The sequence below is a fragment of the Ruegeria sp. CK1 genome (assembly GCF_056536545.1).
In genome coordinates, this window is the sequence record NZ_JBQFPX010000001.1 from 252,682 (window position 1) to 271,524 (window position 18,843).

The window sequence follows — 18,843 nt, forward strand, 5'->3', positions numbered from 1 at the left end:
ACTTTGAGACTAAAGCTGATAAATGACATGCCTTACGAGATATAGACAAGCGCGGGCCGAAAGCCATGCGCGCGCGACCTCAGAGAGAGGAGCCTGCGTCAAGCAGGTCTGGGGTCGCGCCTTTATCTTGGCCTTGCTGGCATTGTCATCCCCGGCCTTAGCTCAATCAGATAACCTGTTACCTGTGCCCTCGGGCCAACCCGTTCATCTGAGTGATGTACTGCTGGATGACAACCCAGGAGAGCTATGGGTTCGGTTCCGGTTTATAGCGCCCAAAATTGGCTACACCGCCGGGCGGATCGGGTACGATGTGGCTTCGGCAGATATGCAGCATCTGTGCCAAACCCTCGCTGTGGCCTATGTCGCGAAATACCAATTGGAACCGGCACGGGTGGTGATTTCGTTGTCTGACCGACCGGTTGAATTCGGGCGCTCGTCTCCCGATGCAACTCAGTTCTTTGAAGCCTACCGGCTGGAGCAATCCCAATGTATCTGGGAGGGGCTCTGACCATGAAAGACCTTCACAACCTCAGAGCATTTCTAAACACCAATGCGGCTTTGGAGGTGCGCTTTATGATCCCGAGTTTCTTTAAGGAGAAGTTTTCCTTTTGGCGCTCAACGAAGGAAGGGGTGCTGGGATGCTGAAGCACCGTGGATTTCCCGGACGTTTGCCCGGAACCGATTTTCAATTCACTATCCGTCGGGCCAATCCCAAGGGCGTAACGCCGATCACACGACGTGAGCGTTTCCGGGATCGCAAGCCAGCCGATCGCCGTGCGGATGCGGCCTTTATGGAGGCGCTGTGGCATCATTTTGGGGATCAACCTTTTGAGCGTGGCAATCTGGACGCTGGTAGACTGAGCTGGTTGTTCGAGCGTGAAGTCCTGCCTGCGGAAGATCCGTTTGATCCTTCCAGTTATGACGCGCTGCTTGTGATAGATCCGGATGCGGCGCGGCTATCATTTCCGGATATCTTCGACGGGGGACGCTGATCTGTGATGGTCGCTGACACACATTGTTATCCAAAGGAAACTTTGGAAAAACCCGTGCCCAAGGTGAGGCAGGGCAGGGATGGGTCGTCAGCAACTCAGTGCCGACTGTTTTGGAAGAACAAATTACAGACAGTCAGCGTTTCAGGTCGGGGTGTAGTATTCGCAGAATTCAGTGACACTCCAATTATTTGTAGTGGACCTGGGACACCCTTGGTGCCGAAGTCGGCCTTACTGACGGAGACTTTTTTAGGCACAAAATTGCGCGGGAATTTGCCAGATGGGCGGTTTCCAGCCGGAATTTTGGGGGAAAACAATACTTTGTTTGCGGCGTCGATTGCGCCGTGCAATCTGAATGGGCCGTGCGGCTCTACTTTGCCTGCGCCGCACAAGCACCTACTATTCCGTACCCCTTCCTTCCGCGGGCAGGTTTGTGAAACCCACAAAACCTTGCCCGCGTTTTTCTTTTTGCATTTACAGCACTTATTGCGGCAAAATTCTGCGCAATACGTAGATTTGCAGAGGCTGTTATTGAATAACAGTCGCTTGTTTCTACATGTGCGAGGCGACGCATCAAGAATCTATAAGGGGCAGAAAACATGCGAATCTCAAAATTCTTCCTGGTCGCAGCGACCTGTGCAGGGCTTACGGCCTGCGGTGACACGTTGGGTGAACAAGCGCTGCTTGGCGGCGGCGCAGGGGCCTTGGGCGCGGCGGTTCTCAGCGCGGACCCGTTCGTCGGTGCCGCAGTCGGTGCCGCGGGCAACGTTCTGTTCTGCAAGACACAGAGAAACTGTTACTAAAAAATACTCCGGGGCGTTCACCGCCTCGACCGTCATCATGCAAAAAGCCGCCGCTGGATTTAGGCCCAGCGGCGGCTTTTTGTGTTTCCAGAACACCAAGACAAAGGACGTTCCATGTTCAACAAGATCCTGATCGCCAACAGGGGCGAGATCGCCTGCCGGGTCATCAAGACCGCGCGCAAGATGGGTATCGGTACGGTCGCCATCTACTCGGATGCAGACAGACAGGCGTTGCATGTTTCGATGGCAGATGAAGCCGTGCATATCGGACCACCGCCCGCGAACCAGTCCTATATTGTGATCGACAAAGTGATGGACGCGATTCGTCAAAGCGGCGCGCAGGCGGTTCACCCCGGTTATGGCTTCCTGTCGGAAAACGCCAAGTTCGCCGAGGCGCTTGAGGCCGAAGGCGTTGCGTTTGTAGGTCCGCCGAAGGGTGCGATTGAGGCGATGGGCGACAAGATTACCTCGAAGAAAATCGCACAGGATGCGGGTGTTTCGACCGTTCCCGGTTACATGGGGTTGATCGAAGACGCCGACGAAGCCGTAAAGATTTCGAATGACATTGGCTATCCGGTCATGATCAAGGCCAGCGCCGGCGGCGGCGGTAAGGGTATGCGGATCGCCTGGAATGACGAAGAAGCACGCGAGGGTTTTCAATCTTCCAAGAACGAAGCAGCGAACTCTTTTGGCGACGATCGGATATTTATCGAAAAGTTCGTGACCCAGCCGCGCCATATTGAAATTCAGGTTCTGTGCGACAGCCATGGGCACGGGATTTATCTGGGTGAACGCGAATGCTCGATTCAGCGCCGAAACCAGAAAGTGGTGGAAGAAGCACCATCACCGTTCTTGGACCCCGAGACACGCAAGGCGATGGGCGAACAGGCTGTGGCTCTGGCCAAGGCCGTGGACTATGCCAGCGCCGGTACTGTGGAATTCATCGTCGATGGCGACAAGAATTTCTACTTCCTCGAAATGAACACCCGCCTGCAGGTGGAACACCCCGTCACCGAACTGATCACTGGCGTTGATCTGGTCGAACAGATGATCCGCGTAGCAGCAGGTGAAAAGCTGACGATCACTCAGGATGATGTGACATTGACCGGCTGGGCCATTGAAAACCGCCTGTATGCTGAGGACCCTTATCGCAACTTCCTGCCTTCGATTGGACGTCTGACCCGCTATCGCCCTCCGGAAGAAACGGCCGCTGGTCCGATGCTGGTGAATGGTAAATGGCAGGGTGACGCACCCGAGGATGATGCCGCCGTGCGCAATGATACGGGCGTGTACGAGGGCGGCGAAATCAGCATGTACTATGATCCGATGATCGCAAAGCTTTGTACTTGGGCCCCGACCCGTGATCAGGCGATTGAGGCGATGCGCGTCGCGCTGGACAGTTTCGAGGTTGAAGGGATCGGCCACAACCTGCCGTTCCTGTCTGCCGTAATGGACCATCCGAAATTCATCAGTGGCGACATGACCACCGCCTTTATTGCCGAGGAATACCCGGACGGTTTCGAAGGTGTTGAGTTGCCCGAGACCGACCTGCGCCGTATCGCAGCTTCTTGCGCTGCAATGTACCGGGTTGCCGAAATCCGCCGGACCCGAGTGTCTGGGCGGATGGACAACCATGAGCGCAAGGTCGGCAACCGTTGGGTCGTTTCCCTGCAAGGCAACGAATTTGCGGTGCGAGTGGGCGCCGACAAAGAGGGCGCAACAGTGCGCTTCGAAGACGGAACGACCCTGCGCGTTGCTTCTGAATGGACACCGGGTGATCAACTGGCTGTTCTGGACGTTGATGGAAGCCCGCTGGTCCTGAAGGTCGGCAAGATCTCGGGCGGGTTCCGCATCCGTAACCGCGGCGCGGATATGAAGGTGCATGTGCGCCGACCGCGTCAGGCAGAATTGGCCCGCCTGATGCCTGAAAAACTGCCGCCGGATACTTCGAAAATGCTGCTTTGCCCGATGCCGGGTCTGATCGTGAAGATCGACGTCGAAGTGGGACAGGAGGTGCAGGAAGGTCAGGCCCTGTGCACCGTCGAGGCGATGAAGATGGAAAACATCCTGCGCGCCGAGAAAAAAGGCGCGGTTGCCAAGATCAATGCAGGTCCTGGCGACAGCCTCGCCGTAGACGATGTGATCATCGAGTTCGAGTGATCATGAACGTGTTTTCGCCATACGCTCCCGAACTCCCGGCGTGCTGCGCCGGGCCTTCGAGGCGTGGTGAAAGCGTTCAGCTGCCTTCGCGCCGTTCGCGGATCTCGCGTTCGCGTAACGGCGTTTTGTCAATTGAGCGGCCGATTTCACGAACGCTCCAAGGGGACGGTTTACGCAGCTTAACCACTCCGTCCTTATCGACGAACACCATCTGGAAACCGCGTGGTCTTAACTGTGATCGAATCGGAGAACGCGCTGACGGGTCGGTGTCGGTCAGCACGATAACATCCCGGTCACGCATCGCTGCTTCACCCTCGACCAACATATCGATCTGCTGCTGGAACCGCGGATCTGCCGGCGTGTCGGCAAAGACGACAATGGGTCGATTAACCCAGAGAAACTCATTTAGGTCACTATCCCCAACGGGGCGGACAAATTCGTCTTCTGCAGGTGCAGACCCGTCAGCAGCCAAGGCAGCCAGCGGGAATAGTGCCGAGAAAACAAGGGCAAGCGTTCGTGTCATAGGGCCTCCTGTTGAATCGAATATAGCCTCTGAATCGGGTAATGCGACCATTGGAATGCAGCTAGCGGTCAAAAAAGTGTTCAAATCGGCTGTGCGTGGTCGAGCACCCGCACTTGTGATGGGCTAGGCGCATGGACATCATTATCCATTTCGGGGCGCATCGCTGTGCGACCACCAGTTTTCAGGAGTACTTGCACCACAACGCCCCGGCGCTTGCAAAGCATGGCATAGCGGTTTGGGGGCGCGAAAAAATGAAGGAAACGGGACTGCATGCGCTTCGGTCCATGACGCCAGAGTCCCATACCGCACTGCAGCAGGAATTAGACCGATGTCAGAAGCAGGGCGTTGAACATCTGCTTGTTACCGAAGAGAATTTTCTGGGAACGATGCGCGAGAACTTCAACAAGGGAGAGCTTTATCCCACTGTCGGATCACGCGCGCGACTGGTATCAGATGCCTTTGGCGGCCGTGTGACCAAGCTTGGTCTGAATATCCGAGCGCTGAATACCTATTGGACATCGGTCGCCAGCTACGCGGTTCGCAACAAAAGAAAGTTCGGCTGTGATATGCGCTGGCCAAAAGTCGCGCAGCACCCGCGCAGCTGGCAGGCGGTCATTACCGATTTAAAAGGCGCTTTCCCGAAAGTGCCACTGCTGGTGTTACCGTTCGAAGAATTCGCCGGTCGACCCGATCGGCAATTGGCCTGTTTGGTTGATATCCCTGTGCCGCCATTTGAGGCGTCGAACTTGTGGATCAACAAGGACGGAAATGAAGAAATCCAAGTACCGAAAAGTGCTCAGGAAATGAGCCTGATGATGAAGTTTGCAGATGATTTGTCCTGGCTGGAATCGGGTGCCGATGGGTTGGCCCGGTTGTGCCTTGGACAGGAATTAGAGCGCGGTTTGGAAATGCCCGCTGAAAAGGTTGACGAGAGGAATACGCAATGATGGACAAAAAGGACTGGCAGTCGCTGGCCGAGAAAGAGCTGCGCGGTCGCCCATTGGATGACCTGACCAAGGAAACGCTGGAAGGCATCGACGTCAAGCCGCTCTATACGCAGGACGACACTGCTGACCTTCCGCATATGGGGTCTTTGCCCGGGTTCGGTCCGTTTACCCGCGGGGTGAAGGCGACAATGTATGCCGGTCGACCATGGACAATCCGTCAATACGCGGGGTTTTCAACCGCCGAAGAATCCAACGCCTTTTACCGACGTAACCTAGCCGCCGGACAACAAGGTGTTTCGGTCGCCTTCGATCTGGCGACGCACCGCGGCTATGACAGCGATCATCCGCGTGTTGTCGGTGACGTAGGCAAGGCTGGTGTTGCCATCGACAGCGTTGAGGACATGAAAATCCTGTTCGACGGCATCCCGCTTGATAAAGTTTCGGTCTCGATGACCATGAACGGGGCGGTAGTCCCGATTTTGGCGAGTTTCATCGTAGCTGGCGAAGAGCAAGGCCACGATAAATCCGTCCTGTCCGGCACGATTCAGAATGACATTCTGAAAGAATTCATGGTGCGTAACACCTATATCTACCCGCCCGAACCGTCGATGAAGATCATCTCGGACATCATCGAATTCACTTCGAATGAAATGCCCAAGTTCAACTCGATCTCGATCTCGGGCTATCACATGCAAGAGGCCGGGGCGAACCTGGTGCAGGAACTGGCCTATACGCTGGCCGACGGGCGCGAATACGTGCGCGCCGCCACCGAGGCTGGGATGGACGTGGACAAGTTCGCAGGCCGTCTGTCGTTCTTCTTTGCTATCGGCATGAATTTCTTCATGGAGATTGCCAAACTGCGCGCTGCGCGAACCCTGTGGCATCGTGTGATGACCGACTTCGGGGCAACATCCGAACGGTCGAAAATGCTGCGCACTCACTGCCAGACCTCGGGCGTGTCCCTGCAAGAGCAGGACCCCTATAACAACGTGATCCGCACCGCTTATGAGGCGATGAGCGCGGTATTGGGCGGCACCCAGTCTCTGCATACCAACGCACTGGACGAGGCGATTGCGCTGCCGACCGATTTCTCGGCCCGCATTGCGCGAAACACGCAGTTGGTATTGCAGGAAGAGACAGGCGTGACCGACGTGGTCGATCCGCTGGCCGGATCCTACTACGTCGAGAGCTTGACCAATGAGCTGATCGAAAAAGCTTGGGCGCTTATGGAAGAAGTCGAGGAGATGGGCGGTATGACCAAGGCCGTCGCTTCGGGTATGCCCAAGCTGCGCATCGAGGAAAGCGCCGCGCGCCGTCAGGCCATGATCGACCGGGGTGACGAGGTGATCGTCGGCGTTAACAAGTACCGCAAGGAACAAGAAGACCCGATCGACATTCTGGATGTCGATAACGTAGCCGTACGCGAGGCTCAGGTTGCTCGGCTGGAACGCATCCGCGCAACCCGTGACGAGGCAGCCTGTCAGGCTGCGCTGGAAGCCCTAACCACTACCGCCAAAGAGGGTGGAAATCTGCTGGCTGCTGCGGTTGAGGCCGCCCGCGCCCGCGCATCCGTAGGAGAGATCAGCATGGCAATGGAGAAAGAGTTCGGTCGCCACCGCGCCGAGGTGAAAACGCTGGCCGGTGTCTACGGTGCCGCATACGAAGGGGACGAAGGGTTCGCCGCGATCCAGAAATCCATCGAGGAATTCGCCGAGGCCGAAGGTCGCCGCCCTCGCTTGCTGGTGGTTAAGATGGGACAAGACGGGCATGATCGTGGGGCAAAGGTAATTGCCACTGCTTTTGCTGACATTGGGTTTGACGTGGACGTGGGGCCTCTGTTCCAAACGCCAGCCGAAGCCGCGCAAGATGCAGTAGATAACGATGTGCACGTGGTCGGGATTTCCTCGCAAGCAGCAGGACACAAGACGCTGGCTCCGCAACTGGTTGAGGAGCTCAAGAAAGCCGGGGCCGAGGATATTATCGTCATTTGTGGTGGCGTGATTCCGCAGCAGGATTACCAGTTCCTCTACGACCATGGCGTCAAAGCAATTTTTGGTCCGGGTACTAACATCCCCGACGCGGCGCAGGACATTTTGCGCCTTATCCGTGAAGCAAAAAGCTAACCCCTGCGAGTATTTTTCTAAAAATTCTTGTGATCCCGAGCCTTTGGAGAAAACATGCGACCAGACCGATTGGGGTCTGGTCGTAAAGTTTGGAGGGAGCACGTGTTTCTGGATCACTTGGCTGTTGCTGGCGAGACATTGGAAGAAGCGTCTGCCCATATTGAGCAAGCGCTGGGGATGCCCTTGCAGGACGGTGGAAAACACGACGCTTTTGGCACGCACAACCGGCTCTTAGGGTTGCGAGATGGGCTGTACCTGGAAGCCATCGCTATAGACCCGCAAGCACCGAAAGTGGACCGCACGCGGTGGTTTGACCTCGACCAGTTCACAGGACAACCGCGCCTGACCAACTGGATTTGCCAGGTTTCAGACATTGAGGCCGCGCTGTCGATGTTCCCCGACGGTGCAGGGCAACCTCTCGAAATGGCCCGAGGCGCGCTGCGGTGGCAAATGGCAGTTCCTCCTGGTGGTAAGCTGCCTTTTGACAACCTATTCCCGGCGCTCATCCAATGGCACGGTGATCTGCACCCGGCAAGAATGTTGCAGGACAGCGGATGCCGCTTGCAACGTTTGGTGGTTTTTCACCCTGACGCGTTGGATTTGGCGCGGTTGCTTGGCGATCTTGAGCGCGTAGTTTTCGACACTGGGCCCGCCGCGTTGCGGGCTGAGTTTGAAACATCTCATGGCCCGCGCGTGCTTGAATGATCATCCGGCAGGCTGAATTGGGGGATGCATCAGAAATCGCTGCAATCACCAACAAGATCATTCGGGACACTCTGATCACGTTCACGACGAACGAGCGCAGTGTAGACAGCATCGCAACAGATATAGAAACCCGCGGCCCCAGTTTTCTTGTCGCTGAAAGAGACGGAAAGGTGCAGGGCTTTGCAACCTATGGCCCATTTCGTAATGGCCCGGGTTATGCGCACTGTCGCGAACACACAATTCAACTGACATCCACAGCGCGCGGGCAAGGCGCAGGGCGGGCTTTGATGGCCAGGCTCGAAGGTGCTGCGCGCGCAGATGGCGTCCACGTCTTGGTCGCCGGGATATCTTTGGCCAACCCTGACGCAATCGCCTTTCACGCGGCACTGGACTTTAAACAAGTGGGCCACATGCCCGAAGTCGGTTTCAAATGGGATAAATGGTTGGATCTTGTGCTGATGCAAAAAATTCTTTCTGCAGAGTGATCTGTCGCACCTGACAGTTGTGAATAACGGCGCTAGGGTGCCCTCATGTCGATCTGGACCCGTATATCCGATGCGCTTAGCGCGCTTACCCAGGGCGAAAGCCTGACGGCTGTATTTGAGAAGCTGCGCACGCCACCCGAACGCTCGGTCGCGTTTGCAATCGCGGTGATTGCGTTGGGTGCGAAGATGGCAAAGGCCGATGGTCAGGTGACGCGGGATGAGGTTACGGCCTTTCGCGACGTCTTCCAGATCGCGCGTGAAGACGAGGCAGGAGCAGCCCGTGTATTTGATATGGCCCGTACAGACGTCGCCGGCTATCAGGACTATGCGCGCAAGATCGCTCGGATGTTTGCCGACGACAGCACGACCCTCTGCGATTTGATGGAGGGGCTGTTTCACATTGCTATGGCGGACGGGTTCTATCACCCAAACGAGAATGAATTTCTCGAGGAAGTCAGCCGGATTTTCGGGCAGACCGAAGCGCAGTTCATGGCATTACGCGAACGTTTCGTTCCAGATGCGCCCAAGGATCCATACACGGTTCTGGGGGTGGCGCGCGACATGCCGTTGCCCGATATACGCAAGGTCTGGCGCCGGCTGGTGCGGGAAACCCACCCGGATGCAATGATGGCCCGTGGAGTGCCTGAAGAAGCCATTCGACTTGCTGAAAAGAAGATGATCGACATCAACCGCGCCTGGGATGAGATCAACGGCGCGCGGGCCTGATGGCATGCGGCTGGCGACCTATAATGTCGAATGGTTCGCCAATTTGTTTGACCGAAATGACAACCTGATCGTCGATGACAGCTGGTCAGGTCGCCACAACGTCACCAATGCCCAACAGGTTGAGGCCATTGCCAAGGTTTTGACTGCGATAGACGCGGATGCGATCCTGATAGTCGAGGCCCCTAATACCGGGAAATCCCAGAACACTATCCGCGCGTTGCAAACTTTTGCCGAGGTGTTCGATTTGCGCACCACGCACGCGGTGATGGGTTTCCCTAATGATACCCACCAGGAACTCGCCCTGCTTTACGACCCTGAGGCGTTGGTGGTGCGGCACGAGCCGGCCGAAGGTGATCAGGCGGCCCCACGGTTTGATGATGTGTTTCACCTTGATCTCGATATCGATGCGACAGAGGATCAAGTGCGCTTTTCCAAACCTCCGATGGAGCTGGTTGTACAGACCCAAGCAGGTAAGCAGTTCCGGCTTATAGGGGCGCATCTGAAATCCAAAGCGCCGCACGGGGCCGGATCGCGAGACGAAGCGATCCGCATTTCAATCGCCAACCGCCGTAAACAGCTGGCACAGGCGGTGTGGCTGTCGCGGCGGGTACGCGCGCATATCGATGCTGAAGAGGCGGTAATCTTACTGGGTGACCTGAACGACGGGCCGGGTTTGGACGAGTTCGAAAACCTGTTCGGGCGTTCCTCGGTTGAGATACTGCTGCAAGCGGGATTATTCGATCCGCATGCTGTCGAGGCCGACTTGACACACTCAACAGCCAGGTTTGCGCGCGAAGACGGATACCTCGAAGCTCTGTTGGATTACATCATGGTCAGTGACAATCTGCGTGCCCGACGGCCGGTCTGGCGTATCTGGCATCCCTTCAACGATTCCGGGTGCTTAAACGAACCAGACCTACACCGGGCTTTGCTAACGGCGTCAGACCATTTTCCAGTCACACTGGATATCGAGCTGTGACCTTTCATCGCCACGTTGCACGGGCTATATTCTATTCATGAAGCATCTTATTTCGATTTGCGTCCTGTCGGCCCTGTTGGCCGCTCCAGCCCATGCTGAAGAAGACACCGGAAAATCCCTGATGGAGCAGGGGGCCGAGTTGTTTTTTGAAGGCTTGCGGCAGGAAATGGAACCTGCGCTGGAGGATCTGCAGGGGTTGGTCAATCAGTTTGGCCCAGCCATGCAATCATTCTTTGAAGAGATGGGTCCTGCTTTGGCTGAACTTGCGGGTGAGATCGAGGATTGGAGCGCCTACGAAGCGCCCGAGATGCTGCCCAATGGCGACATCATCATCCGCAAAAAGCCGTCGCAGGAAGAACCTGAGACGCAGGAAGAAATTGAAGACAAAGACGACGGCGCGACGGAAATTTGACCGCTAATCCCTTACGATCACGCGGATTTCGGATTTCAGCGCGTTCGCCAGCGAGTTGAGACGGGACTCGGCGACTTCGTTAAACAAGGGACGACTGGCTGTAGGTAGCAGAAGTTCAAGCGCCCGCTTTTTGGGAAAGAAGCGCAGGGTGCCCATGTTTGCGTTGCTTTGCATCCTCAGCATGGCACCGAACCGCATAGCCTTACCCAAAATCTCGGCTTGTTGCTGGTCTTTTTCGTCCAGTAGTTCATATAGGGGCGCAAACCGATTGCCTTCGCGTTTGTTGCGGTATCGATGCTGAAGGGCGAGGCCGATAAATACCCGTTCGGAATGCTTCAATCCCCCCAAATTGGCGCGTGTGACGTAATCGAAACAGACCTCGGCTCTGTAGTCAGGATGGGCTCGCCAGCTGACATCGTGCAGAAGGCAGGCAGCTTTAATCAAGCGAATGCGCGATTCAGGGGCCGATTTGAAAATCGGCATAACAAAGTCATACAGGTGCTTACCAAAGCCGGGCAGGCGAGCGTCTTTTGCCTCAGAAAATCGGCTGCATTCGATCAGGGGATCGCGGTCGCGCAGGTTTTGCGGCATTTGTTCGTACAGCAAGCCCTCGCGAATGCCATAGCTTGAGATCGCGATATCCTTGGGTTTAAAGGTTCGGATCAGCCTTGCCAGAACATCCATTGCATAAGGGATCAGCGACATACGAGAGCTGGAAACACCAGCCAGACTGCGCAATTTGTCCGGGTCACCCTTTTCGATGAACTTGAGAGTTTCATGGACTTGTTTTCTAGTCATCCGATATTCATGCAGCACGTTCAGGGGGTAGCCCCGGCGCAACATGTCCAGACGTGCGAATGCGCGCCAGCTGCCGCCCACAAGGAAAAGTCTGTCGCGTTGTGGCCCCAACTGATCGCGCAATTCTTCCATCGTTGCCTTGATGTGCGCCTTGCGGGCGCGTCGTCCGCCTTTGATATCGCGCAGTTTCAGCGGTCCTAGTGCGGAAGTCAGGCGGTGCCCGACTTCTCCGTCGCCGATCTCGGCAAGTTCCATGGATGAACCGCCAATGTCGCATATCAGGCCGTAGGCACCGGGCCATCCCAACAGCACACCCTGTGCAGAAAGGCGGGCTTCTTCGCCGCCGTCGATGACCTGAACGGTAAGCCCGGTTTCCGCGTGAACCTCGTCGCAAAACTCAGGTCCGTCCGATGCTTCCCTCACGGCTGCTGTGGCAACGACATGCAGGCCCGGTAGGCCTAAATCGTCGGCAAGTTGGCGGAACCGGCGCAGGGCAGCCAGAGCCCGTTCGCGTCCGCGAGGGTTCAGCCGCCCCGTTTCCGAAAGGCCGGCACCCAGCTCACACATCACCTTTTCGTTGAAGAAATAGGCCGGTGACCGCGCCGCGCCGTCAAAGATCACCATCCGGACCGAGTTTGATCCTACATCAACCACACCCACGCGCGACAAGGCGCGCGCCTCGGGGTCGTCGAACAACGGTTTTCCGAAAGGCCCCCAGTCCGGGATGTCAGTTGATGTGGTCTGATCCATGTCTCTTCCAGATATTCCGGTGCCAGAATGCGAAATCGCCGGGTCTCGGTCAATTGTCGGATGCTATATCCGACATGTCCGAGTGTAGAACCCTGATGGCCAGCGCGCGGGTGATTTCGCGCTTTTCCAACAGGGCCAGGTTATCCAGGCGCTCGACCACTTCGGCCGCAGTCTCAAAGCGCCGATCCATGTGTTTGACCAAATACGCAATCACGTCAGGGCCGGGGTTTAGCTGGCGGTCAACGAAAAGCTTTGCCAGAACTGCGCCCAGTAGGGCGTCATCGGGCGGATCGAGCGCCACATGATGCGCGCCTTCGATCCGGCTTTGTAGGTCGGGTAGCGGCAGTTCCCACAGCTTCGGAGCAAGTCGCCCGGTCATCAACAACGCGTTGCCCTCGGCCAACACGAGGTTGTGGAGGTGAAACAGGGTTTTCTGCTGGTCAGGATCGTCCGCGATCATCGGGACGTCTTCAACCGCTATTGGAGAGCAAGCTAGTTGAGGCACGTCCTCGTAACGAACATCGCGGGCTTGAATAATGCGACCACCAGTTTCGGCCGCCCAGACATGGGCCAGGTGTGTTTTGCCCGACCCGGCTGGGCCACTTAGCACCAGTTTGTTGCCAGGCCATGAAGTGGCCGAAATCATGGCAACAGCCAACGCGTTGGCCGGAGAGACAAAGAAATCCTCACGTCCCAGCGCGGTTTTCGCTGGAAGATCAAAGCTTAGTTGTTGGGCCATTTACTCGTCTTCCTGCTTAAGCCCATCGAGGCCGGTATACAGGCGGCTGTCCAGATACATCGAGGTCAGGAATCGTGCGACAACACCCAGTGCAGCGGCAATGGGCACAGCAACCAGCATGCCGACAAAGCCGAACAGCGCACCGAATACAGAAAGCGCCAGCAGAAGCCAGACAGGATGCAGCCCCACCGAATGACCAACGAGCTTGGGCGTCAGGAAGTTGCCTTCGGTTACCTGACCCAAAGCAAAGATTCCGGCGACGAGACCGATATGCACCCAATCACCCCAAAATTGGAACAGCGCTAGGCCGATTGCCAGGGTGCCTCCTATGAGAGCGCCTAGATAAGGAATGAACGTCACCAGTCCAGCGATGAAGCCCACGATCAGTCCGAATTGAAGGCCAACAATCATCAGCGCCACAGCATAGTAGGTGCCCAGTATCAGACATACAGTTCCCATTCCGCGAACGAACGACGCCAATACATCGTCAATTTCGCCTGCTAGACGCTTGATCGTGGGGGCGTGGTCGCGGGGGAGAAGCTCGCCTATGCGGGCGATCATGCGATCCCAATCCAGCAGCAAATAAACTGCAACCACAGGTACGATCACCAGAAGCACCACAACGTTGATCGCTGAACCCAGTGAAGCCACGACCGATTGCAGGACATCCCCGGTTTTGGATTGCAAAGTTTCGCCCAGAGACACCAGGAACTGGTGCGAGCTGGATTCACTGTCCAATAGTGACGGGAACTGTTTTTCGATGAAGCCACGCAGTTCCTTGAAAAGGCTGGGCATCACCTCGATCAGATCAATCAACTGAGTGATCAGGGCGGGTACGACCATCAGGATGACCAGAACAAAGCTTAACACGCCGCCGATGGTTATGATCCCAGTTGCCGCCATACGCGACATACCCAGGTTTTCAAGCCGGTCGGCGATCGGATCGAGGAAATATGCAATGGCTCCGCCAATCACGAAGGGCAGAAGAACATCGCCAAGCGCCCACAGCAGCAGTACAAAGACCACTGCCGCAATCCCCCAGTATCTGAGTTGATCCTTCACCGGCAAAGCCATGGCTGTCCTCTTGGTTTCGGCCCTTGTTGGTGTTCTTGGCTTATGCGGCGTTGTGATGCAAGCGCTTCATGCTTGGGACGAAATCCCAAAGCTAGTCGCTGAGCGTGCCCAACTCAGGAGTGGTGTCGCCAGCTGTCTCATCTGGCCAATTCGTACGCCAGATTTCGGCTGACCAGTGCCCGCAGTGAACAGCAGGGCGATCAAAACCGGGCAGGGGAGGTAATAAAGGGGCGACTACTACGTCGTGGCGCGGCACAGCGAAGTAAGGAAACGAATAGCGTTCCTTACCCGAGCGGTTGACCACCCGATGCGGCGTGGATTTCAGGCGTCCGCCCGACCATAGTTCCAGCATGTCGCCAATATTGACTATGAACCCACCCGGCGGACAATCCGGTGTGATCCAGCCGCCGTCGCGTGTTTGCACCTCGAGCCCGCCAACCGGATCGGGAGAGATGATCGTAAGAGCATCGGTATCTTTGTGGGGGTGAATACCATAGCCGCCCTCGTCCGGTGCCTGAGGGGGATAGTGTAGCAGGGTCACATTGGTCATCGGGTCTTGGAATGCATGGCGCAATTGACCCTCGGGTAACTCTAGCCCGGATTCGAGCGCGCCCAAAATAGTGTCAGCCACGCGATCCAGTTGTGACCAATAATCAAGAATGGTGTCACGTGCGGTGGGCACCTGTGAAGGCCACACATTTGGGCCGTAAAGTGCGCAATCGCTGCGGATAGGCGCGTCTTCGGCCACTTCGTAATGCAGCTTATAACCTTCGTACTTGTCGGCATGGCCCGAGCCGTCATTCGGCGTAAAGAAACCCATCGGTATAAACCCGCGGTAGTTCTCACGAGTTATCGCTTGATCCCACTTGGCGTTTTCTTCAATGGCAAAAATATCCTGAACGCAGGATCGAACCTTTGCGACTGTTTCCTGAGAAATGCCAGTCCCAGTGATCGACAAAAATCCGATATCGGTACAGGCGTTCATTACGTCTTCGACAACCTGACCGTGTTCCGGGTGCGAGCGGTCGTATAGAGGAGTGATGTCAATCGTGGGAATGCGCTCCATCAGTGAATCCTCACGCCTTGACGACCGAGTTCTGCATGAACTGGGGTCAGATTCAGCTCATCCAACTCCTGATTGCTTTTCAGCGACAGGGTCGCCGCGATCCCGGCACCCTGACCCATGACGGCACAACAGGCCATGTTGCGGGTAGCGGCATGTGCAACCTTGTCGGCACCATGCGACCGTCCTGCAACCAGCAGGCCCTTGATCCCTTTGGGTAGCATCGAGCGATAAGGAACCTGCATGTAGCGCCCCGTGGTAGGCAGGATCAAAATACCGTACCCGTCTATGAATTCAGGGTAGATGCCGATCGTGTCTTCGAACCTGCCCTGATGGCGGGCGTCGTTTTCGGTCATGTTATAGACGGCGTCGATCTTGCGGGTGTCGCGGATGCCGATGGTCATGCCAAAATTCCGTAGGCGCGCATTCTCGCAACCGGGCATAAAGCGCCGCAGTGCCTCGATGGCGAGCATCGACTGACGGCGGCCTTCGATCTCGCCGCGGGTCAGACTGTCGGGATCGGTTCCATCGATCTCGGCCAGGTGGATGAGGTTCATGTAGGTCAGCTCACCCGTGTCGTGCATCGCGCCCCAGGTGCCCGCGATGGTGTTCAGATGCGGCGGGATCAGTCCCTCATCAATTGCCTGCTGGAATGGTTTGTGCACGAAGGGTGAGAACATGTCGTCTTCTTTACCGGAGGTCTCGATGTTCCATTCGCCACCGCCACCCCAGTCCTTGTAGGTTTGCGGATCGGCCTTGACGCCTTCCATAAAGGCGCGCTTGTCGACACCGGCAAGATGGAACATGACCGAGGCGGCCATCATGTCTTCACGCGCGGTTTTGTGCGTCGGTGCTCCGGCGCGATGGGCCACATCGGCGTCTCCGGTGGCGTCGATCACGACTTTTGCCAGAATGGCTTCGCGCCCGGCCTTGGATTCGGTGATGATGCCGGTGATCCGGTCGCCGTCCATGATGGGCGCAACGAACTGCCGGTGCAGCATCGGGTGGACACCTGCCTCTTCGACCAGTTTGTCGGCCACCAGCTTGAACCCTTCGCTGTCGAGCTCGTAGCTCAGCGATTGGCTTTCCGGTACAGCCGCGCCCATGTCCTTAGCGCGGGTTTCGAACTCCATGCCGATGCCACCAGCCTCGACCGTCTGTTCATGGCGATACCAGGCAAACCCTTCGACGCCTACTGCGGTGATGTTGCCGCCCATGCAGCCGAACCGGTCGACCAAGGACACCTCGGTCCCTGCGCGCGCCGCTGCGAGCGCAGCCGCAAGGCCGGCGGGGCCCGAGCCGACGACCAGAACATCTGTTTGATGAACGACTGGGATCTTGCGGGCGGGTTCCTGAATAGTCTGCATTGGGGCCTCGGCGATTTTACAATTTCGCTACATTTGAAATTCCTGATCGGCGGGTCAATCAAAAAACCGACTGACCTGAGGTCGTAAAATCGCCAATGGCCGATTGCTCCCAGCGGGGGTTTGGAATAATCACCTGAAAAGTGAAAACTCACCTTCAAGGTTAAATTATGCGCCTCAGCCGTTACTTTCTGCCCGTTCTCAAGGAAAACCCGTCCGAGGCTCAGATTGTCAGCCACCGGCTGATGCTGCGTGCCGGGATGATCAAACAGGCTGCCGCCGGGATCTATTCCTGGCTGCCGCTGGGCTTCAAAGTCCTGCGTAAGCTGGAAAACATTGTCCACGAGGAGCAGGCGCGGGCAGGTCACATCGCGATCCAGATGCCGATCCTGCAATCGGCGGATCTGTGGCGCGAGTCCGGCCGGTATGACGACTACGGTCAGGAAATGCTACGGATGCAGGACCGTCACGGCCGCGACATGCTGTATACCCCCACCGCCGAGGAACTGGTGACGGATATCTTCCGCGGTCACGTCAACAGCTATAAAGACCTGCCGCTGACGTTGTATCAGATTCAGTGGAAATTCCGCGACGAAATCCGCCCCCGTTTTGGCGTGATGCGAGGTCGCGAATTCTATATGAAAGACGGCTACAATTTCGATTTGACCAAAGAAGACGCGCTGCACGCCTATAACCGTCATTTGGTTAGCTATCTCCGCACCTACGAACGCATGGGCCTGCAAGCGATCCCGATGCGCGCCGATTCCGGCCCGATTGGCGGCGATGACACACATGAGTTTTTGGTTCTGGCCGATACAGGCGAGTCCGAGGTGTTCTATGACAGCGCCGTCACTGACCTGACCTTTGGTGATCGTCAGATCGACTACGACAACCGTGAACAATGTCAGGCGATCCTAGAGGAGTTCACTTCTAAGTACGCCCGTACTGACGAAACGCATGACGAAGCGCTGTTCAATCAGATTCCTGAAGAGCGTCGTCGCGTAGCACGTGGTATCGAAGTGGGGCAGATTTTCTACTTTGGTACAAAGTATTCCGAAGCTATGGGTGCCACGGTTCAAGGCCCTGACGGCAAGCCAGTTCCCGTCCATATGGGCAGCCACGGAATCGGTGTCAGCCGCCTGATCGGCGCAATCATCGAAGCCAGCCACGACGAAAAAGGCATTATTTGGCCCGAGGGTGTCACTCCGTTTCATTGCGGTATCGTGAACCTCAAGCAGGGCGACGCGGAAGCAGACGCCGCTTGTGACAAAATCTATGGCGCGCTGACTGCGCTGGGGCTTGAACCGCTCTACGATGATCGCAATGAACGGGCCGGTGGCAAGTTTGCGACCATGGACCTGATCGGTCTGCCGTGGCGCATCACTGTCGGCCCGCGCGGGCTAAAAAACGGTGTCGTTGAATTGACGTGTCGTCGTAATGGCGAAAGCGAAGAGTTGAGCCCCGAGGCCGCAGTTACAAAAGTTGCAGAAATCTATGAGCAAATTGCCTGAAAAGAAGGGCGACGCGGTTCTTGGTTCTCAGCCCAGTAACGAACTTAATATGAACGAGGCGCGGGGTTGAAACTCCGCGCAACAATGCCCGACGAAGTCTTAGCGACGCATGATCCGTCTCTGTCAGGGTTGAAACGTAATTATGGTCTTGGTCGTTCCGCCAGAATGTCGCCATCCGCGCTGTTGCCGCGTGCGACCACAATCGGGCGTCCCAAGCGTCTGACCAACTCCCTGAGTTCAAACCCTAGAAAACGTATCCCACAGACTCTTTCGTCTGTCGTGCGATCCGTGATGCACAAGCGCCCCTGACGGAACACCAGACGATATCCTTTGTCTTTTAGTATATCGGTTAAACTGGCCCAGCTTGCAGCTGTGTCGAACACGGGGCGAATTGTTGCACGCAAAAGCGCCGCAGTTTCACAATCCAGATCGGTTGATGCATTTCGGACCAAAATCGGGTCCAGCATTTCGGTATTACTCTTTACAAACATGAGCGTCTCCCGCTCTTAAAATGGTATCCCCCTAGCTTCAGGGTGACAAAGTTTCTCAAAATAATCAAAAGGCGAAACAAAGTTGCACGATGATTGTTGCATTTTGAATTCAGTTCTACACGCAACATGCCTATTAACTTCATAGTTGAAACAATAGCGGCTTGTCTGTGAAGCGCATCACAACTGCGGGTATAGTGAATG

General features: G+C 56.3%; 19 protein-coding genes. 12 read left to right on the forward strand and 7 right to left on the reverse strand.

Annotation, left to right across the window (positions count from 1 at the left end; genetic code table 11):
• The first annotated feature begins 22 nt into the window (after positions 1 to 22).
• The 4 genes from ACR0L3_RS01245 (at position 23) to ACR0L3_RS01260 (ending at position 3,952) form a co-directional block, all read left to right on the forward strand.
• Positions 23 to 508: a DUF6497 family protein gene (locus ACR0L3_RS01245; RefSeq protein ID WP_480743010.1), complete on the forward strand. Its 486-nt coding sequence runs from the start codon at positions 23 to 25 to the stop codon at positions 506 to 508.
• A 130-nt stretch (positions 509 to 638) separates the two neighbouring features.
• On the forward strand, positions 639 to 992 hold the full coding sequence (locus ACR0L3_RS01250; protein WP_480743012.1) for a hypothetical protein: 354 nt from the start codon (positions 639 to 641) through the stop codon (positions 990 to 992).
• 596 nt (positions 993 to 1,588) lie between these two features.
• Positions 1,589 to 1,792 carry a hypothetical protein gene (locus ACR0L3_RS01255; RefSeq protein WP_480743013.1) on the forward strand — a complete coding sequence of 68 codons (204 nt, stop codon included), beginning with the start codon at positions 1,589 to 1,591 and terminating at the stop codon, positions 1,790 to 1,792.
• A gap of 114 nt (positions 1,793 to 1,906) precedes the next feature.
• A complete protein-coding gene (locus ACR0L3_RS01260; RefSeq protein WP_480743014.1) occupies positions 1,907 to 3,952 on the forward strand; it encodes an acetyl-CoA carboxylase biotin carboxylase subunit in 2,046 nt (681 codons plus the stop codon).
• A gap of 76 nt (positions 3,953 to 4,028) precedes the next feature.
• Here the strand turns inward: ACR0L3_RS01260 and ACR0L3_RS01265 are convergent, their stop codons facing one another.
• Entirely contained in the window at positions 4,029 to 4,475 is a 447-nt protein-coding gene (locus tag ACR0L3_RS01265) for a DUF4174 domain-containing protein (RefSeq protein ID WP_480743016.1), read from the reverse strand.
• 131 nt (positions 4,476 to 4,606) lie between these two features.
• On the opposite strand from ACR0L3_RS01265, the gene ACR0L3_RS01270 reads away from it, so the two are divergent.
• The 7 genes from ACR0L3_RS01270 (at position 4,607) to ACR0L3_RS01300 (ending at position 10,852) form a co-directional block, all read left to right on the forward strand.
• Positions 4,607 to 5,422 carry a hypothetical protein gene (locus tag ACR0L3_RS01270; RefSeq protein ID WP_480743017.1) on the forward strand — a complete coding sequence of 272 codons (816 nt, stop codon included), beginning with the start codon at positions 4,607 to 4,609 and terminating at the stop codon, positions 5,420 to 5,422.
• Positions 5,419 to 7,545 carry a methylmalonyl-CoA mutase gene (gene scpA / locus ACR0L3_RS01275; RefSeq protein ID WP_480743018.1) on the forward strand — a complete coding sequence of 709 codons (2,127 nt, stop codon included), beginning with the start codon at positions 5,419 to 5,421 and terminating at the stop codon, positions 7,543 to 7,545. The genes ACR0L3_RS01270 and scpA overlap by 4 nt, the downstream gene beginning before the upstream one ends.
• 102 nt (positions 7,546 to 7,647) lie before the next feature.
• Complete coding sequence (locus tag ACR0L3_RS01280) at positions 7,648 to 8,250, forward strand: VOC family protein (RefSeq protein ID WP_480744636.1); 603 nt, start codon at positions 7,648 to 7,650, stop codon at positions 8,248 to 8,250.
• The gene (locus ACR0L3_RS01285) at positions 8,247 to 8,735 is read left to right on the forward strand and encodes an N-acetyltransferase family protein (RefSeq protein WP_480743020.1); all 489 of its coding nucleotides are present in this window, start codon (positions 8,247 to 8,249) and stop codon (positions 8,733 to 8,735) included. The genes ACR0L3_RS01280 and ACR0L3_RS01285 overlap by 4 nt, the downstream gene beginning before the upstream one ends.
• A gap of 45 nt (positions 8,736 to 8,780) precedes the next feature.
• Entirely contained in the window at positions 8,781 to 9,461 is a 681-nt protein-coding gene (locus ACR0L3_RS01290) for a TerB family tellurite resistance protein (RefSeq protein WP_480743022.1), read from the forward strand.
• Positions 9,462 to 9,465: 4 nt separating this feature from the next.
• The gene (locus ACR0L3_RS01295) at positions 9,466 to 10,440 is read left to right on the forward strand and encodes an endonuclease/exonuclease/phosphatase family protein (RefSeq protein ID WP_480744638.1); all 975 of its coding nucleotides are present in this window, start codon (positions 9,466 to 9,468) and stop codon (positions 10,438 to 10,440) included.
• A 37-nt stretch (positions 10,441 to 10,477) separates the two neighbouring features.
• Positions 10,478 to 10,852: a hypothetical protein gene (locus tag ACR0L3_RS01300; protein WP_480743023.1), complete on the forward strand. Its 375-nt coding sequence runs from the start codon at positions 10,478 to 10,480 to the stop codon at positions 10,850 to 10,852.
• 3 nt (positions 10,853 to 10,855) lie between these two features.
• On the opposite strand, the gene ACR0L3_RS01305 is transcribed toward ACR0L3_RS01300, so the two are convergent.
• The 5 genes from ACR0L3_RS01305 to ACR0L3_RS01325 all read right to left on the reverse strand — a co-directional run bounded on the left by ACR0L3_RS01305 (position 10,856) and on the right by ACR0L3_RS01325 (position 16,643).
• A complete protein-coding gene (locus tag ACR0L3_RS01305; protein ID WP_480743025.1) occupies positions 10,856 to 12,400 on the reverse strand; it encodes a Ppx/GppA family phosphatase in 1,545 nt (514 codons plus the stop codon).
• A gap of 49 nt (positions 12,401 to 12,449) precedes the next feature.
• Positions 12,450 to 13,139 (reverse strand): P-loop NTPase family protein, encoded by a 690-nt coding sequence (locus ACR0L3_RS01310; RefSeq protein WP_480743026.1) that lies wholly within the window; start codon positions 13,137 to 13,139, stop codon positions 12,450 to 12,452.
• Entirely contained in the window at positions 13,140 to 14,213 is a 1,074-nt protein-coding gene (locus tag ACR0L3_RS01315; protein ID WP_480743027.1) for an AI-2E family transporter, read from the reverse strand. It abuts the gene before it with no gap.
• Between the two features lie 91 nt (positions 14,214 to 14,304).
• Positions 14,305 to 15,279, reverse strand: coding sequence for an isopenicillin N synthase family dioxygenase (locus ACR0L3_RS01320; RefSeq protein WP_480743028.1), 975 nt, complete (start codon positions 15,277 to 15,279; stop codon positions 14,305 to 14,307).
• A complete protein-coding gene (locus tag ACR0L3_RS01325; RefSeq protein ID WP_480743030.1) occupies positions 15,279 to 16,643 on the reverse strand; it encodes an FAD-dependent oxidoreductase in 1,365 nt (454 codons plus the stop codon). Before ACR0L3_RS01325 ends, ACR0L3_RS01320 begins: the two co-directional genes overlap by 1 nt.
• A 167-nt stretch (positions 16,644 to 16,810) precedes the next feature.
• On the opposite strand from ACR0L3_RS01325, the gene proS reads away from it, so the two are divergent.
• Positions 16,811 to 18,151 (forward strand): proline--tRNA ligase, encoded by a 1,341-nt coding sequence (gene proS, locus ACR0L3_RS01330; protein WP_480743031.1) that lies wholly within the window; start codon positions 16,811 to 16,813, stop codon positions 18,149 to 18,151.
• Positions 18,152 to 18,291: 140 nt separating this feature from the next.
• On the opposite strand, the gene ACR0L3_RS01335 is transcribed toward proS, so the two are convergent.
• Positions 18,292 to 18,642: a hypothetical protein gene (locus ACR0L3_RS01335; protein WP_480743033.1), complete on the reverse strand. Its 351-nt coding sequence runs from the start codon at positions 18,640 to 18,642 to the stop codon at positions 18,292 to 18,294.
• Positions 18,643 to 18,843 lie beyond the last annotated feature (201 nt).

Excerpts from the sequence above, each read along its gene's own strand:
- ACR0L3_RS01245 (WP_480743010.1), top strand. The coding sequence starts at position 23 with ATGACATGCCTTACGAGATATAGACAAGCGCGGGCCGAAAGCCATGCG.
- ACR0L3_RS01250 (WP_480743012.1), top strand. The coding sequence starts at position 639 with ATGCTGAAGCACCGTGGATTTCCCGGACGTTTGCCCGGAACCGATTTT.
- ACR0L3_RS01255 (WP_480743013.1), top strand. The coding sequence starts at position 1,589 with ATGCGAATCTCAAAATTCTTCCTGGTCGCAGCGACCTGTGCAGGGCTT.
- ACR0L3_RS01260 (WP_480743014.1), top strand. The coding sequence starts at position 1,907 with ATGTTCAACAAGATCCTGATCGCCAACAGGGGCGAGATCGCCTGCCGG.
- ACR0L3_RS01265 (WP_480743016.1), bottom strand. The coding sequence starts at position 4,475 with ATGACACGAACGCTTGCCCTTGTTTTCTCGGCACTATTCCCGCTGGCT.
- ACR0L3_RS01270 (WP_480743017.1), top strand. The coding sequence starts at position 4,607 with ATGGACATCATTATCCATTTCGGGGCGCATCGCTGTGCGACCACCAGT.
- scpA (WP_480743018.1), top strand. The coding sequence starts at position 5,419 with ATGATGGACAAAAAGGACTGGCAGTCGCTGGCCGAGAAAGAGCTGCGC.
- ACR0L3_RS01285 (WP_480743020.1), top strand. The coding sequence starts at position 8,247 with ATGATCATCCGGCAGGCTGAATTGGGGGATGCATCAGAAATCGCTGCA.
- ACR0L3_RS01290 (WP_480743022.1), top strand. The coding sequence starts at position 8,781 with ATGTCGATCTGGACCCGTATATCCGATGCGCTTAGCGCGCTTACCCAG.
- ACR0L3_RS01295 (WP_480744638.1), top strand. The coding sequence starts at position 9,466 with ATGCGGCTGGCGACCTATAATGTCGAATGGTTCGCCAATTTGTTTGAC.
- ACR0L3_RS01300 (WP_480743023.1), top strand. The coding sequence starts at position 10,478 with ATGAAGCATCTTATTTCGATTTGCGTCCTGTCGGCCCTGTTGGCCGCT.
- ACR0L3_RS01305 (WP_480743025.1), bottom strand. The coding sequence starts at position 12,400 with ATGGATCAGACCACATCAACTGACATCCCGGACTGGGGGCCTTTCGGA.
- ACR0L3_RS01310 (WP_480743026.1), bottom strand. The coding sequence starts at position 13,139 with ATGGCCCAACAACTAAGCTTTGATCTTCCAGCGAAAACCGCGCTGGGA.
- ACR0L3_RS01315 (WP_480743027.1), bottom strand. The coding sequence starts at position 14,213 with ATGGCTTTGCCGGTGAAGGATCAACTCAGATACTGGGGGATTGCGGCA.
- ACR0L3_RS01320 (WP_480743028.1), bottom strand. The coding sequence starts at position 15,279 with ATGGAGCGCATTCCCACGATTGACATCACTCCTCTATACGACCGCTCG.
- ACR0L3_RS01325 (WP_480743030.1), bottom strand. The coding sequence starts at position 16,643 with ATGCAGACTATTCAGGAACCCGCCCGCAAGATCCCAGTCGTTCATCAA.
- proS (WP_480743031.1), top strand. The coding sequence starts at position 16,811 with ATGCGCCTCAGCCGTTACTTTCTGCCCGTTCTCAAGGAAAACCCGTCC.
- ACR0L3_RS01335 (WP_480743033.1), bottom strand. The coding sequence starts at position 18,642 with ATGTTTGTAAAGAGTAATACCGAAATGCTGGACCCGATTTTGGTCCGA.